The 15613-nt window shown below is 50.6% G+C and carries 15 protein-coding genes; 6 read left to right on the forward strand and 9 right to left on the reverse strand.

Annotated elements, in window-relative coordinates; translation table 11 throughout:
- Nucleotides 1–15: 15 nt before the first annotated feature.
- A complete protein-coding gene (locus Pla110_RS06430; protein WP_144994382.1) occupies nt 16–2865 on the reverse strand; it encodes a DUF1553 domain-containing protein in 2850 nt (949 codons plus the stop codon).
- Nucleotides 2866–3180: 315 nt separating this feature from the next.
- Entirely contained in the window at nt 3181–3408 is a 228-nt protein-coding gene (locus Pla110_RS06435; protein ID WP_144994384.1) for a hypothetical protein, read from the reverse strand.
- Nucleotides 3409–3424: 16 nt separating this feature from the next.
- Here Pla110_RS06435 and Pla110_RS06440 point away from each other — a divergent pair, with 16 nt between their 5' ends.
- Together Pla110_RS06440 and pssA are read left to right on the forward strand one after the other, a co-directional pair.
- Nucleotides 3425–4450: a phosphatidylserine decarboxylase family protein gene (locus tag Pla110_RS06440; RefSeq protein ID WP_197440542.1), complete on the forward strand. Its 1026-nt coding sequence runs from the start codon at nt 3425–3427 to the stop codon at nt 4448–4450.
- A gap of 145 nt (nt 4451–4595) precedes the next feature.
- Nucleotides 4596–5537, forward strand: coding sequence for a CDP-diacylglycerol--serine O-phosphatidyltransferase (gene pssA, locus Pla110_RS06445; protein WP_231742934.1), 942 nt, complete (start codon nt 4596–4598; stop codon nt 5535–5537).
- Between the two features lie 29 nt (nt 5538–5566).
- On the opposite strand, the gene Pla110_RS06450 is transcribed toward pssA, so the two are convergent.
- Nucleotides 5567–6559 carry a putative zinc-binding metallopeptidase gene (locus Pla110_RS06450; protein ID WP_144994386.1) on the reverse strand — a complete coding sequence of 331 codons (993 nt, stop codon included), beginning with the start codon at nt 6557–6559 and terminating at the stop codon, nt 5567–5569.
- A gap of 376 nt (nt 6560–6935) precedes the next feature.
- Here Pla110_RS06450 and Pla110_RS06455 point away from each other — a divergent pair, with 376 nt between their 5' ends.
- Nucleotides 6936–8735 carry an alpha-amylase family glycosyl hydrolase gene (locus Pla110_RS06455; RefSeq protein WP_197440543.1) on the forward strand — a complete coding sequence of 600 codons (1800 nt, stop codon included), beginning with the start codon at nt 6936–6938 and terminating at the stop codon, nt 8733–8735.
- A 282-nt stretch (nt 8736–9017) separates the two neighbouring features.
- Entirely contained in the window at nt 9018–11354 is a 2337-nt protein-coding gene (locus tag Pla110_RS06460; protein WP_144994388.1) for a recombinase family protein, read from the forward strand.
- A gap of 445 nt (nt 11355–11799) precedes the next feature.
- On the opposite strand, the gene Pla110_RS06465 is transcribed toward Pla110_RS06460, so the two are convergent.
- The 3 genes from Pla110_RS06465 to Pla110_RS06475 are packed head-to-tail and all read right to left on the reverse strand — an operon-like array spanning nt 11800 to nt 12948.
- Nucleotides 11800–12027, reverse strand: a complete 228-nt coding sequence (locus Pla110_RS06465; RefSeq protein WP_144994390.1) for a hypothetical protein — start codon at nt 12025–12027, stop codon at nt 11800–11802.
- Nucleotides 12028–12045: 18 nt separating this feature from the next.
- Nucleotides 12046–12492, reverse strand: a complete 447-nt coding sequence (locus Pla110_RS06470; protein ID WP_144994392.1) for a hypothetical protein — start codon at nt 12490–12492, stop codon at nt 12046–12048.
- Nucleotides 12493–12504: 12 nt separating this feature from the next.
- Entirely contained in the window at nt 12505–12948 is a 444-nt protein-coding gene (locus tag Pla110_RS06475; RefSeq protein WP_144994393.1) for a hypothetical protein, read from the reverse strand.
- A 307-nt stretch (nt 12949–13255) separates the two neighbouring features.
- Here Pla110_RS06475 and Pla110_RS06480 point away from each other — a divergent pair, with 307 nt between their 5' ends.
- Nucleotides 13256–13633 carry a hypothetical protein gene (locus tag Pla110_RS06480; protein ID WP_144994395.1) on the forward strand — a complete coding sequence of 126 codons (378 nt, stop codon included), beginning with the start codon at nt 13256–13258 and terminating at the stop codon, nt 13631–13633.
- Here Pla110_RS06480 and Pla110_RS06485 read toward each other — a convergent pair.
- Nucleotides 13609–14007 (reverse strand): toxin-antitoxin system YwqK family antitoxin, encoded by a 399-nt coding sequence (locus Pla110_RS06485; protein WP_144994397.1) that lies wholly within the window; start codon nt 14005–14007, stop codon nt 13609–13611. The two genes, Pla110_RS06480 and Pla110_RS06485, sit on opposite strands and share 25 nt — an antisense overlap.
- 15 nt (nt 14008–14022) lie before the next feature.
- Nucleotides 14023–14607, reverse strand: coding sequence for a YwqJ-related putative deaminase (locus tag Pla110_RS06490; RefSeq protein ID WP_144994399.1), 585 nt, complete (start codon nt 14605–14607; stop codon nt 14023–14025).
- Nucleotides 14608–14933: 326 nt separating this feature from the next.
- Here Pla110_RS06490 and Pla110_RS06495 point away from each other — a divergent pair, with 326 nt between their 5' ends.
- On the forward strand, nt 14934–15248 hold the full coding sequence (locus Pla110_RS06495; protein ID WP_144994401.1) for a hypothetical protein: 315 nt from the start codon (nt 14934–14936) through the stop codon (nt 15246–15248).
- Here Pla110_RS06495 and Pla110_RS06500 read toward each other — a convergent pair.
- On the reverse strand, nt 15227–15592 hold the full coding sequence (locus Pla110_RS06500) for a 1,4-dihydroxy-6-naphthoate synthase (RefSeq protein ID WP_144994403.1): 366 nt from the start codon (nt 15590–15592) through the stop codon (nt 15227–15229). The genes Pla110_RS06495 and Pla110_RS06500 overlap by 22 nt on opposite strands.
- Nucleotides 15593–15613: the final 21 nt, after the last annotated feature.

The following is a 15613-nucleotide window of genomic DNA, read 5'->3' on the forward strand; positions in this document are numbered from 1 at the left end:
GTTTCGAGCGGACAATTAATCGACAAACATAAATTCATTGGTCATCAATAAGACCTGAGCCAGTTTGTCCCAGCGAGCGAACTCTTTCTCTTCCGGCTTCTCTTTCGAAGTCGTCTCTTCGCTCATCTGTAAAAAGGCCAGGGCGGCGGATGCTTCCGCTTCGCTCGGTTCACGAGCAAAAGTCAGTTTATACATTGCTGCGATCCGAGACTGTGGCTCTTCGCCACCGACTTCGAAAGATCGACTCGCAAGACTTTTGGCCTGTGAAATGACAAAAGGAGAGTTCATGCTGAATAATGCCTGCTGCGGTACAGTAGTCTGCGGCCGCTTTGGTGTGGAGACATCGGGGCTCGCCATGTCGAAGACACGGAATAGCGTAGGTAGATTGTTACGATCGATGAATCCGTAAACAGTACGTCGATCACTCGTATCGAGATCAACCCCTTTACCGCCATGTTTAGAGTCAAGTTTACCGCCGACAGCCAACATTGAATCCCGCATCGCTTCAAATTCCAGACGACGGCGTGGCATCTTCCACAGCAGCCGGTTCTCGGAATCGACGCTCACGGCCTCCGGTTTGGGGGCACCGCTTTGCTGATACGTTGATGAATTGACGATAAGTCGATGAAGCTCTTTCACCGACCAACCGTTCTGAATGAAATGCGTTGCCAGATGGTCGAGTAACTCGGGGTGAGTGGGTGGTTCGCTGCGGGCACCAAAGTCGCTTGGCGTACGAACAAGACCATTACCGAAGTGCAGCATCCAGACTCGATTCGCAAACACGCGGGCTGTTAATGGGTTATCCGGGCTCGCAATCTTTTTGGCCAGTTCCAGGCGACCACTTCCTTGCTGGAACGGTTGACGTTCTTCGTCGTCTAGAATTTTGAAGAACCGTCGAGGAATCTGATCGCCTCGCCGGCCGGCCACACCTCGAACGAACACGACGGGCTCTGTCGGTTTCGCATTATCCAGCATCACCATTGCACGGGGCGGCGCTCCTGGAGAAGTGGCCCGCAGTTTGTTTTGTTTCTTGGAGATATTCTGCTGGTGATTTCGGACGGCCCGATCGAAGTTTCCTTTCCACTGATCGTAATTCAAATCAAACGGTGTTCCGGGGCTGTACAGTTCCTGACGGATCGTCTCCAGAGAACTGTCGGCCAATCCTGTCGACTTGTCTTCCTGTTCCATCCATTTTGTTTCCACTTGTCGAAACACATCACCATAAGCCAACGCAACATCGTTCATCGAAGTGATGTTGCGATTCGCCAGACTCCCTGTGATAATCGGATTCGTGGAGGCCGATTGGAGTAACTGTTTGATTTCATCGGTCGTTTTCTGTTGAAGCTCTTCTGCCTTCAATCCGGATAAAGTGACCCACGGACCCCAGACGGGGTGGTTCACATCCTGTTGTTTTTTTAGATATCCGTTCCACCGATCAATGATTCCTCTTCGAGGTTCGTATTTATCGTAGGCGGACGCATATTCCGGCGGCACGTCTTCACCACCAGCCAGATTCTTAAGGAGATAAGAAACGGTGTGATGCCGCGTCTCATGTTCAAGTTTGGTGACCTGTTCCCGTTCGAATTTGTCCAGTTCCTCGGCCAGTTGGGCCAGTTCTGTTTTGAATTGTTCATGGGCGACCTCGTCAAGCGGATCACCAATCAGTGGCAGGACGGATTCATCCGGCTCGTGGGAACTGGCAAAGACCCCATACAGAGAATAATAATCTTCGGTGGGGATCGGGTCGTATTTGTGATCGTGACAGCGAGCGCATCCGACAGTCATTCCCATTAAACCACGAGTCACCACATCGATCCGGTCATCAATGATATCGTGAGAGTTGTTTCGAAAACGTCGACCGACGGTCAGAAACCCCATCGCCGCGAGTTCTTTTTTCGGTTCTTCCAGATCGAGACTATCTGCCGCCAGTTGTTCGATGAGAAACTGATCGTAAGGTTTGTCCGCGTTGAACGATTCAATGACATAATCACGATAAGTATACGAATACCCAAATCGAGGCTCCGCCGTGAAGACATATCCTTTGGTATCTGCATAACGAGCGACGTCGAGCCAGTGTCGTCCCCAGCGCTGCCCATATTCAGGAGCGGCCAGATAAGTTTCTACGAGTTCTGAAAATGCTTCTGGCGATTCATTCTGTTCGAATGCCTGCACCTCTTCCCAGGTGGGAGGAAGACCAAGAAGATCGAATTTCAACCGGCGAATCAAAGTCCGTTTGTCGGCTGGCGGATTCATCGTCAAATTGTTTTCTTCGAGTTTCTTCAACACGAATTTGTCAACGGATGTCTTTACACGCTCTGTCTGAGTGACTTCGGGCAGGGCGGGGTCTTCAATTGGTCGATAAGACCAATGCTCTTTGCGAAGAGATTCAAAGTCATAGGGGCCACCCAGTTTGGGACCCTCTTTCATTTCTTCTTCCGGCCAGTAGGCGCCGTCGACGATCCACTTGCGAATCTGGCCGATCTCTTCGTCGCTCATTTTCTGTTCGGGGGGCATCTGAGTGTCATCGTCCGCATAGATGATGACTTCCATCAAACGACTATGATCCGGGTCGGCAGTGAGGACCATTTCTTCGTAATCTTCGAGCCCCTTGATGAAGGATCCATTATCGAATCGAATACCCATCTCCTGCTTCTTTTCACCATGGCATTCCGCACAGTGTTTGAGGAGCAGAGGCCGAATCGATTTTTCGAAAAACTCGATCTGAGCTGGTTCCGCTTCTGCGCGGACGGTCGCTGTCATCCCCGGCATTACTAGACAGATCAATGCGATCAGACAAAACAGAGGGGCAGGCCAGAGGTGGGCACGAAGAGGGTATCGTCGCGATGAAGGTTCCAGATTAGGCATAGAGTTCTCGGCAGGCTCGACAGGAAGGACGAATTACCGCAAGGGCGCTGGGTAATTCAACAGGCCAGATGTTTGTGCAAGCAAGTATCACGTCAGGATAGATGACAGTGCGGAATGCGGAATAATGTCTGTTCGGAATAACAACAGTACAGAATCACAACGGTGCAGGCAGGTAAGGCAAGGGGTGAGACGCGTCGCGTCTGCAGGCGGGAATCGCATTCCCAATGAGGGCCTGATAAAGGGACCTGAATGGGAATACATCAATATTTGCAGATGTGTAATTTTACCGTAATTGTAACCGGCCCTGCAAGTAGTTTAATTATAGGAGATGAATTCCCCTTTAATTCTGTTTTTTTTCGCATTCTGATAGTCAATTCTGTTCAAAAGGGGAATCATTCCACTACTTAGAGAGACATCGCTCTCACAGAACCCTTTTTGCCTGCCAGATAAGCCTTTACGTTCGCTTATTAACCAGCCTGTCTGTAAAATGGAAATTTTGGCGTTTTCCGTCAGCAAGACCGCTTCATCGTCTTTTTCTGTCATTTAAGTGATCTGTTCAATGTCCGATATTCAGCCTGTTCCGGAGTCCAGTAAGTCCCTGTCGACTCCTTCTTATCCGTTGCTCGATCCCGAACCGATGGATCCCCAACTGACAACCATTCAGCCTGGTGGCGGGGTTGTCATTAAAATGGAAATGTTATGGGGCAAATTCCGACGTACCTGGCTCAAACTATTCCGTGGAGGCTACGTTCGGCGGATGCAGGAACTGCGGAAGGGGTCTGTGAATCCCTGTCCGCATGATGTCCTCGACCCCCGTGACCTGAAGTTTTATCAGAACCAGGAAGGGTATTACTGGGAGAAGAAAGATGATCCCTTCACTGGTCGCGATAAAATTCCGTTTGCTCGTGTGGGACTGGCGGAACTGCTTGTCTTCTCGTTGCTCTGCTTTGTGCCTCCGCTGATTCTGTTGCCCATCCTGATTGGGGCTCCTATCAACGTGTGGTCCGTTCTGGGATGGATGGTGGTCGCGGCCGGCTTAATCAAAGGGATTTTGATCGTCTGGTTCTTCCGCGATCCGGAAAGGAACGTTCCTACCGACCCAGGGCTGGTTATCTCTCCCGCAGATGGAAAAGTAGTTCTGATCGAAGAGATCGAACATGACGAACATATCGGTGGTCCCGCTGTCTTAATCGGTGTTTTTCTCTCCATCTTTAACGTACATATGAATCGTTCACCGATAGAGGCGCGTGTCATTGGTTTGAAATACCGTCCTGGGAAATACCTGAACGCCATCCGTCCCGAGTCCGCCCGAGAGAATGAACAACTGGCGGTGAAAATCCAAGAGATCAGTGCTCCGCATCGTTGCATGGTCGTACGTCAGATCACGGGGGCCATCGCTCGCCGGATTGTCTGCTGGGTCAAACCGGGGGACCTGCTCAATCGCGGGGAACGGTTTGGAATGATCAAATTGGGCTCCCGAACCGAGCTCGTTTTACCTCGCGAAGAGGGTATGGAGATCGTCACGAAACTGGGAGAGAATATCAAAGCGGGAAAATCGATACTGATCCGGTATAAATCCGAATAATTTCCAAGTCGCTGCGAATCGTCGTGGTATCTGCCCGATCGAGCCGAAAGAATGGAGGTTCGATTTCCGGGCCATCCTTAGCCAAACCTCTCCGAATCAGAGATCATCATTAACAGCACGCGAAGACTATCCTCGAGGCAATTTCTTGAACCGTAACCTGAATCGCAAACAAAAAATGTTCGCCGTCTTCCCGACCTTGCTCACCTTGGGCAATGCGGCGTGTGGATTCGGTAGTATTACGTTTGCTGCGAAGATCGGACCGGAGTCGAGCGAGGGAAACAACCTGTTTATTGCGGCAGGTTTAATTTTTCTGGCAATGCTGTTTGATGCTCTTGATGGGAGTGCCGCTCGCTGGGCGAAACAAACCTCCGACTTCGGAGCGCAACTGGACAGCTTGTGCGACGCGATCAGTTCCGGTGTCGCTCCGGCATTTCTGATGCTGCAATTCTCCCACGAATACCATTCCCGCTTTTTGTGGGTCATCGCGGTTCTATTTGTCTTATGTGCCGTCCTGCGACTGGCGCGCTTCAATGTGGAAACTGACGAGGAGGATTCGCACGAATTCTTCAGCGGTTTACCCGCTCCGGCCGCAGCCGGATTGATCGCCTCATTCCCGATCGCCATGCGTGGCTTGTTAAGCTGGAAAGAGACGGCGAAAGAAGAATGGTTCCTGAACTTTCTCGACTGGCTTATGATGTTCATGAAGCAGGGACTTCCTTTTATCATGCTGGCTGCTGCCTGCCTGATGGTTTCTCGCATTCGTTATGTTCATGTCTTCAACGCTTTCCTGCGAGGCCGCCATTCTCGCAAACAACTCATTCAGATTGTCTTTACGCTGGCAATCATAGTTGTCTTCAATGAACTCGCATTGCCACTGGTGCTCTGTTACATCACCTTTCTGCCCCCCGTGCAAGCTTTCCTGAAAGAGTTCCGAGGGGGGCGTCTCTCCTTTCGAGGCAATAAACCAGCGGAGAGCGAAACGCCATTGCCCGACGAATTCGCCAGTTCAGAAGAGATCGTGACTCCCGGTCCTCTGGAAGAGAGCGACGAAGAGCAAGCCCGCGACGATTCTCCGCCAATGGCGTAAGTACTAATCGATAAACCGACGTTGCCTTTTTAAGATCGCAACCGCAGTTTGTGAATGAATCGCAGCTTCTCCCGTACCTGGGGAACGAAAACCTCGGGGACCAGGTCGAGTAACCCCATGTCCCGGTTAAACTCATTGGCGATCATTCCAACTTGGGCGTAGTGGGTCATCATTCCCTCAAAATCGTTGAGATCATTCTGGACGACGTTGAAGTTGTCGGCAGTAATCAGAACAGTCATCATATCGAGATAGACGTTGAAGGTTTCAGCGAAGTCTTCCCACGGGTGCATGCTGGAATAAGCGGAAACATATTCTGCTGGCCAGTTCTGAGCAGGTCCGTTTTTATAGTAAGCATCCAGAGCGTCTTTGTAAGTCGGATTCCGTTCGTCCCCAAAGAGCTCGCGGAAGGGGCCTTCGCATTTCTTCAGGACAAGTCGGTCCCAGAAATAGTGGCCTAGCTCGTGCCGAAAATGTCCAACCAAGGTCCGGTGAGGTTCTCCAAAATCGACCCGCGCCTGTTCTCGTACAACACTATCCGCCTCTTTAATATTGATGGTAATGCACCCTGAGATGTGCCCCGTCATCACCGGTTTTTCTTCATCCGCTTTGAATTTAAAGGTTAGCTCAGGAGTTGTCGGATCTTTATCTGGTCGAAAAGGGAATCCCGCCTGGTCGAGAATGCAGAGCACCCGGCGTTTCGCTCGCTCCAGCCGCTGCCATTTCTCTAAATTTCCCTCCACCGACAAATCCGGGGTCACTGTCGTCAGTGCACAATAATCGCACAATTCATCAGTGTCATTGTCCGGATGGTAGGGGAGCAGTCTGTTACATCCCTGATCAGCTGCACATTTCTGTACCCGCACGCCGCACACCCGATTGCCACAGCGGATTTCACTCTCACGATCCAGCAGCGGGGCGATGTGATCGCAGGTGGAGCACAGCCCGGATTCAATTCCACAGGCCACGCAACGTTGACTGTCAAAAAACAAGGTATTGCCACAGGTGCAAGGAAAGGTCTTCATTCGCGTCAAATTCCAAGAAAGGTAGAAACAGATCGAACTGCAATTTACTGCACAGCAATCGGTGTACCGAGTTCTAAGGAGCATCAAAACGGGAAAAATCTCTGTTGATATGGAAGCTATCGTCTCGCTCGGAACGATTGGCTTCCAGACAATTGAACGCTTTTAATCCGGACAAACATAGGCAAGAAGGTAATCTCTCTGTCTTTTTGCAGGATATATCTAAGTTTGGAATTCACAAACTACGGCACCGGAATTGCTGTGTAGGATTAGCTGATAGTAAAAGTGCGGGAATAGTTCTCTCGGGTTGAATTCATCCAGCGGGGCAGTCTCCCTTCCAAAACAAATAATCGGGTTCTTTCAAGAAGGCAAAGAAGAAATGACCACAGAAAATGTTTCCGCTAATGTAAAAGGGATGGGTTCGATTATTCACGAGGCGGGCGTTGCCTTCCGGGTGTGGGCTCCTCATGCAGAGCAGGTCTCGGTTATAGGAAATTTCAACAACTGGAATCCCGAGGACCATCTGATGGAGCAGGAAGGAAATGGCTATTGGTACCTCAATATCGAACAGGCAAAAGCGGGGGATGAATATCAATACTGGATTACGAACGGCGATTTTCAGGCAGGGCGGATTGATCCCTATGCTCGCAAAGTTACGAATTCCTCCGGAAATAGCGTGATCTACGATACGTCGTTCGATTGGGGAGACGACAATTTTGAATTCTCTAGTTTGAACGAGTTGGTTATTTATGAAATGCATGTCGGGACCTTCAACCGAACCCGTAAAACAGGGCCGGGCCGATTTTTCGAAGCGACTAAGCGGTTTAAGCATCTGAAAAGACTCGGCGTAAACGCGATTGAAATTATGCCCGTCGCCGAGTTCGCTGGTGATTGGTCGTGGGGGTACAACCCGGCCCATATTTTTGCCGTTGAAGAAGCTTATGGTGGACCGGACGGATTTAAAGAGATGATCAAAGCGGCTCATGCGGAAGGGATCGCCATTATTGCCGATGTTGTTTACAACCATTTCGGACCTAGCGATCTCGACCTCTGGCAGTTCGACGGTTGGAGTGAAAACGGGAAAGGGGGCATCTACTTCTACAACGACTGGCGATCATCGACTCCTTGGGGAGACACCAGGCCAGACTACGGACGTGGTGAAGTTCGGCAGTATATTCGCGACAACGCGATGATGTGGCTCGATGAATATCATGTCGATGGGCTGCGATATGATATGACGGCCTACATCCGTAAGGTTAACGGCATTGATGAATCGGACATCCCGGAAGGCTGGGGGCTGTTACAATGGATCAACGGAGAAATCGCCAGCAAATATCCACGGAAGATACTCATCGCCGAAGACTTACAGGGTAATGAATATCTGACTCGACGGGTGGAAGAGCAGGGGGCCGGTTTCTCGACTCAATGGGATGGCTTTTTCGTTCACCCGGTAAGGAATGCCGTTCAGCAACTCAACGACGCTGACCGAAACATGTGGGAGGTGAGTAATAGCCTCCAGCATCGTTACAACCTTGATGCGTTTCAGCGAGTGGTTTACAGCGAATCGCACGACGAAATCGCTAACGGCAAAGCACGAGTTCCCGAGGAAATCGATCCGGATGATCCCGAAAACTATTTCGCACAGAAACGATCCGTTCTGGCGGCAGCACTCGCGCTCACAGCCCCCGGTATTCCGATGATAATGCAGGGACAAGAATTCCTGGAGGATGGCTGGTTCGACGATGAAGACCCACTGGACTGGGAACGCTGGCATGAGTTCAAAGGAATCACGCGGTTGTATCAGGACCTGATTTCGCTGCGATTGAATGTCTACGGCAAATCGAAAGGCTTAACAGGCCAGAACATCAAAGTTCATCATGTAAATGATGAGGACAAAGTGATCGCCTATCATCGCTGGTATGACGGTGGCCCGGGAGATGACGTTGTCGTTGTAATGAACTTTGCCAATCGAACCTGGGACCATTATGAGATAGGAGTCCCCGATCCGGGAGAATGGAAACTGTTGTTCAACTCCGACTGGACCGGCTACAGCGATGAATTCAACGATTTTCCTGTGTCCAGCATTACGGCGAGTACAACCGCCCGCGATGGACTGGGAGCGACTGCCGAGATCAGCCTCGGTGCCTATTCGATCCTGATCTACGGACGAGTCGAATAACGGTACTCACTTCGTTTGCATATCAGACACAAAAAAACTCCCGTAGCGATCATTGATTGCTACGGGAGTTTTTTAAGAGCGGAGAGGCAGGGATTCTAATACGTCCTGTCCTTAAGTTCTGCTCAAACAAGAGTTTATGGTCTTAAGGTATTAGTTGTCATCATCTTGTGACTAATCATCTTTATTCAGATTTAATCACAAAGCTCAAAGTTTGGCAGCGTTTTTGACACGCTGTGCCAAAACATTTCTCTTGATGCCTCCACATTCCTAGGAGGCTTTCTAATGAAAGGCTTTTCTAACAATTCTGATTCCACTAAATCGAGTAAGACCAACAGTTCGGGGCTGTATCTGACCAAGAGCGAAAAACAGCAGCTCAGAAAAGGGCTTCCGTCGAAAGACGCTCTGCTCGCGATGGCCAGGACTTATCTGGAAGTCCAAAACGAACACTGGCCTGAGTACGTAACCAGCGGTCTGTTGCCCCTGGCAACAGTGGAAAATATTGAAGTGTTCGCATCAGATTTCGAGTCGTCATTTCTGTCAGGCGACCAGTCGTTTCCCAGGTCTACTTTAAAGCAGGCCGCCTGTGTCTATCTCCGGTATTCCGACGATAATTCCAATGAAAGGTCGTTGGCTCAACAGCTCAAGAACATCCTTTTGAAAGCAAATCAGGATCGGAGGTTCGTGGAGTGGCACCATATCTGTGCTGATGCTGCCGTGAGTGCAACTACACCCAGACGGGCTGGCTACCAGAAGTTGTTGTCCTGGATGCGTAACTATGCCGCTCAAATTGAGCTTGTTTACGTTGACGATCTCAGCCGATTAAACCGCAATATGACCGAGAGCATGAAGCTCAATGATATTGCCAGTGACGAAAATATTCGTCTGATTGGGGTCAAGGATGGCATTGAAACGTCTAATCCGAGTTCGAGACTGATTCATGCGGTCACTTCCTGGCAGCATGAAAACTTCATTACCGGCCTCCAAGAGAAGGTGAAACGGGGAATGAACGACCGTTTTGAACAGGGCGGAAACCTGCAACCACCTTCTTTCGGATACAAGCTTATCATGCTCAGGGACGCTGATGGTGAGCCGAAATTGTCGCGTCATGGAAAACCGATTATGGAAAAGTTAGTTGATCAGGAAGAGGCTGTTTGGGTCCGACAAATTTTTGAATGGTTCGTTGTCAAAAACTGGTCTCGCCAGAAAATAGCCAAAGAATTGAATTCTAAAGGGATCGGAGGCAAAAGGACTTGGGACTCTCGAAAGATAATGCAATTGCTCGAACGATCTGTTTATCGAGGGATCGAGTGCTATGGAATGACTGTGCAACAGAGAAATCACAACACAGGCAAAGTGACTGTTATTCAAAAACCGGAATCGGAATGGCAGAAAAGGGACGTCCCACACCTGAGGATTGTCTCTGACGATACCTGGGACCGTACTCAAATCCAGTTGAAGAAAATTAGAGCATCATATACGGCGAGGATACGAAAACCTCGAGGGAACCGGACTACATTATCGCCTTCGCTGCTCATTCGGCCAGTTTGTGGGTATTGTGGTGCACGATTGCTACTGGCCCATTCTTCGAAATACCAGTCGCTGAGTTGCATGAATGGTCGTGAAAAGAAACACGACTGCCAACTGACGACGCACAAGTCGGTTCGGATTCTGAATAGAGCGATCCTGGCTAAACTCCACGAAGAGATTCTGACTAAAGAATTCTTACGCGGACTTTTCAAACAGGCCAACAAAGAGCTCAAAATATTATTAAATGAACCTGCAGAAGATCTTACCCCTCTCAAAAAGAAACTGGAAATGCTGCTGAAGCAGGAAGCGAAGCTCGCGACGCTATTAACAAAGGAAGATGACCTGACTGCAATTACAGACGCTCTCAGAACCATCCAGGCGGAGAGAGAGGGGCTCGAGAGACGATTGGGGGAGGCGGAAAGGCACTCCTCCACTGCTCCCGGTCCGATCGATCCCAAATTCGCGATCAAGTGTCTCAAGGATATTGAGGCCCTGCTCAAAGAGGATGTTTCGTATGCTGCTCCAATCCTGGAGGCCCTCACTGGGCCAATCAGAATTACCCAGGGAGAACAAGTCCCGGGGAAACGAAGTGCTGTTTGGCAAGCTGAATTCACGATCAACACCACTCAATTCATGGTGGAACTGAGCCGCGCCAAGAAGTATCCAAATACCGGTACTTGGGAGTTCCTGAATACTCGTGGTTGGACAATTTCCAGAACGGTGAGTCTGGAGGTGAAGGAGGTGCCGAGGTACGTCTCTCGCGGCAAAGAATACAGTGAACTCCAGAACTTTGGTCTGAGTACTGGCGAAATCGCCAAGAAGGTAGGCATGAACGAAAGGTACGTTTCCGCAGCAATCGACTCTTTTCGCAACGGCACGACTCCGGATTGGAAAAAGTTCGATTCGGGAACAATCCCGAGAGGCCCTTCCAAACCGCTTCTGTCAGAATTGATCCTCGACGATGTCGTTCGACTTCGCAAAGAGGAGAATATGGCATTTCGGAAGATCGCGGCCTGGTTGAAGGAACATCTTTCAATCAAGGTCAGTGCGCAGACAGTAAAGAGGACGTGGGATAAGGCCGCTGTGCAGTGAAGTTGATGCATCTGCTGTTAATCCTATCGGCGGCCCGTCGAAACCTCCTCATGTTCCATAACCCCGGAACGTGGGGAGTTTTTTTTGACCCGCTAACTAGTCTACCGTTGTTCGTCAGCATAGAGGTTCTTCCACTGTAAATTAGTCCTGAATCCGGGTGCAAATTGATTTGTGTTCACCCCACCTCTCTTAGTGCCAGGACTCTTTGTTGCGAAAAAAAGTCTTAGTTCAGTGCATCGGGCATTCGGATCTCCATGCGTTAGCTGTTAATTCGTCTGATGCAAAGCGAGAGAAGATCCACGAAGCGATAGGGGGGCATCTTCCTGACGGGACCGCTGGCGGGCCGTCGTGCGTGTCCGCTTCGGTATGGAAAACATGGAATTCCTGAGGGAAACTCGAATTTTAGTGTGATCGAGGTAAGTTGTTGGCGTGAAAGGCACCCATTTCAAGAAGGCTTGTTGATCAACACCGATGGCAGGCTCAAAGGCAGATCGCCGCTGAATCCGTTACCGAAGGATTCAGCGTTCAACAAGAGCTTGAAGCAGAAGCCCAAGCCGCCGCCAACAGGCGTGCCATACAAACCGGCACAGCCTGCGAAGGTGGCAATGCAGAAGCAGACAAGCTGAATTTGGCTGATCGTGCTAAGCAGAAGGCATTCTCTTCTTTGATACATGCTGGGACTTACCATTGCTCATTTTGCGATGTCAACTGTCACGGTGACCAGTCCCGGTTGCTCTAGATCCACTCGCCACGTTGTATCAAGCGTCGTTCTTGCAACAATCTGTCCATCTATGGTCTCAACATGACTAAATGGATTCGAAGAATCCATGAATAACACCCAGCAAAGAAGGTCAGCATCTAAGTCAACCAATGCAATCACACCGTCAGTGCCCAGCCCTCCTTCACCAGCAACAACTACCAGCTTGCTGTTCGGGACATCAGTTCGACAAAGCTCGGTGAAATAGGTCATTTCATCGCTTAAGTCATGTACGTCCCATCTGCTTTCTGCTCCGATTACAAGCCGATCACCATCCCAGTCAAGTACCTTGCGTTGTCCATTGGGAAACAAAATTCCATTGAGAAGTGGCACTTGCTCACTTCGCCAAGCACTATTCAATATCTCACTAGAGTTCGACATAAACATTCTTTCCTACTGCTTCGTCGGTGCGATTGCTGGAAGCTCTAGCAATCCGGAATCGGGCACAACGCCACCCGCTCGTTTGTTTCTTGGATCGTTGAATCGTCGTCGAAACGCTTCCTCCCATGTCATCTTCGTTCCGGGGCGAATCGCATTGGAGTCAACAACGTTAATCGGGATCTCACTGAGTTTCGCTTCCCGTGCAGCCATGAGCCGCCGATTGTCGAACGTAACGTAGCGGTCTCCCTGACGCATCACGTTAATGGGACCGGAACGAGACCAGTCCCATCGTCCATTAGCCATGTCGTCGACGTACTGGGTTACGTTTCCTCCGCCTGTGCGTTGGGAGAATGCCACTTCTCCCGGCAATGCTCTGTTTGGGGCATTATAACTCCCAGCCCCTAAGCCGCCCATCGTAAAAGTATTAGGATCAACTCGATAGTTAAACGGATTCAATCTCGGCACGTTCCTAAAGAAATCAGGTGCACCCACACCTAATCCCGCCGCGCCGAAACCGGCGCCGATGAGGTTAAGTGTTCCACCGACATAATCGCCGATTTGATAGGCATCGTAGGAGGCGAAACCTCCGCGAACGGTTTGGATGCCGTCGGCTCCGTAGGCGGCGACATACGAGGCTGTTCTGAGGGCGCTGGCCCCTTTGAATGTGGCTGATCCACGAATGGATCAAGGTTTGAAATCTTCGGCAAGTATCAGGCCTGTTGGATTGATATCTTGAACACAAGCGACTCGAAATCAGGGGGAGTTGCCGGTTGCTTTTCCTGATGCCCACCGCAGCCGCTCAAGTACGCACGGGAAAGCGACCAGCCATCATCATAGATACAAACATGATAACTTTCACGAATGGCTGGCAGAGCGAGAGCAGCGGCAATGCGAAGGCTTGTGGCTCAATGACAAAAACGCCGTGATCGGGCTATCGAAGATGAACCCGTTGCCACGGGATTCAGCAGTCAACAAGAGCTTGAGCAAAAAGCCCAAGCCGCCGCCATCAGGCGTGCCGGTGTTCAAGCCTTGGAAGCCTGCTCAACCGGCCAAGCTCCAACCCTTCAAACCGGCACAGCCTGCGAAGATCGTGATGCAGAAGCCGAAGGCTGAAAATCAACTTCCTGCTTGGTTCCGATAAGCAGCAAGCAAGGCCGCATTTGGATCATCTGACGCAAGGCTGTAGTCGGAGATAACATTTCCCGCTTGGTCGTATTCTTGCCTCGACGTGCAGATACCGAACTCATAGCTCTCTGTCTTGGTCAACAGGCCATTGCCGTCCCAATACTTGAATTCGCCGTGATTAACACCATTCTGGATTACGCCTTCGCAGGCAACTTGTCCGTCTGAATGAAAATCCGAAAACGGCCCAGATTGAACGCCGTCTTCAAACATCACTTCTGACTCAAGCGTGCCATCCTCACGTCGATACACAGCGATCCCGTCAAACGGCTTCCCGTCATGCCAGTAGGACTGGTCGCTGGCCACTTCTAACTGCTCGAAGTTCACTTTCATAATCTCATACTCTCGTTAGTCGGTAAGCACATTAACACCACCTGTCAGAGGCCGACAATAACCGCATCGAGGAGCCGCCGGTGCTGTGTTGGTGAGCCACCGATTCACCATCCAAAACTCGTTGAGATCGATCGGCAATCCCGCATTTTGGCGTGCCCACAGTGCTTGGTTCAGCGCATTGATTTCGGCGTGTGCCCCCGGTGTGCTGTGTACCCAACGCCCAAGACTTCCCGCATTGCTACGAAGTGCGGCAAGGTCTGTTGTATTCAGCAAGGATTGAAGGCGAGCCTGCAAGACCGGATGGAGATTATCAGCAATCGTCAAAGTGTTGTTGGCAGAGAACGTCGCTCCAGTCCGTGAATCAATGATCGCAGATACCACAGGGCCTCGCTGACGGGCTGGCAGGCTGGCGATGTCTGCCGCTCCTTGTCTAGCCTCAGTACGCAACGCCCGATAGAAGTCCTGCCATTCAGCCCTCGTCATCGAGCGGCTTGCAAGGCGATCCGCTGCTGTCAGCCTTGTTGGGGCATTATAACTCCCAGCCCCTAATCCCCCCATTGTAAACGTATCGAGGTCAGGTCGATAGTTAATCGGATTCAATCTCGGCACATTCCTGAAGAAATCAGGTGCACCCACACCTAATCCCGCCGCGCCGAAACCGGCGCCGATGAGGTTAAGTGTTCCACCGACATAATCTCCGCTTCGGTAGGCAGGTCAAAGGGACATATGAGGCGCTGGCCCCTTTGAATGCGGCTGGTCCACGAATGGACCAAGGTTTGAAATCTTCGGCAAGTATCAGGCCTGCTGGATTGATATCTTGAACACAAGCGACTCGAAATCAGGGGGAATTGCCGGTTGCTTTTCTTTATGCCCACCGAAGTCGCTCACGCGCACGGGAAAGCGCCAGCCCGTGCGTAGATACTTTCATGAAGACGTTTCACGAATGGCTGGCAGAGCGACAACGGCGGCAATGCGAAGGCTTGTGGCTCAATGACAAGAATGCCGTTATTGGGCTATCGAAGATGAACCCGCTGCCACGGGATTCAGCGTTCGACAAGAGCTTGAAGCAGAAGCCCAAGCCGCCGCCGTCAGGCGTGCCGGTGTTCAAGCCGTGGAAGCCTGCGGAGCCAGCCACGCTGCAACCCTTCAAACTGGCACAGCCTGCGAAGATCGTGATGCAAAAGTCATTGCGACCTGCCGTTGGCTGCCAACAGGAACATCATCTTCGAGGAGAATTATAGCCGCCCTTCATTGGAAGACTCTCCTCAAAATCGCATGCCGCTACTGCCTTGGCATCCAAATCCCACAAATCGCTTAGCAAAGTGCCGACAGACTTGATGTATACCTCTTCCGGCACCGCTGCTTCCGGCTCCATTTCTAAGTAGAACCGATAGAATAGAAATCCATCGGGTTCCTGAATCGCCCGATTCTCGTCAAAGTCTTCATTATTCACGACATCGATCTCGCCCCAATTTGTTCGGACTGACCATCGCTCGTTTTTTCCACTTGTGCAGTCCGCAATCTTTTGCACAAGCCCTTCCTTAGGGAGATCAACGTCAACAAAGATTTTGCAAAAGAGGTTCATATCAGTTTCCAAGTAGCTGCG

Source organism: Polystyrenella longa (assembly GCF_007750395.1).
GTDB classification, from domain to species: domain Bacteria; phylum Planctomycetota; class Planctomycetia; order Planctomycetales; family Planctomycetaceae; genus Polystyrenella; species Polystyrenella longa.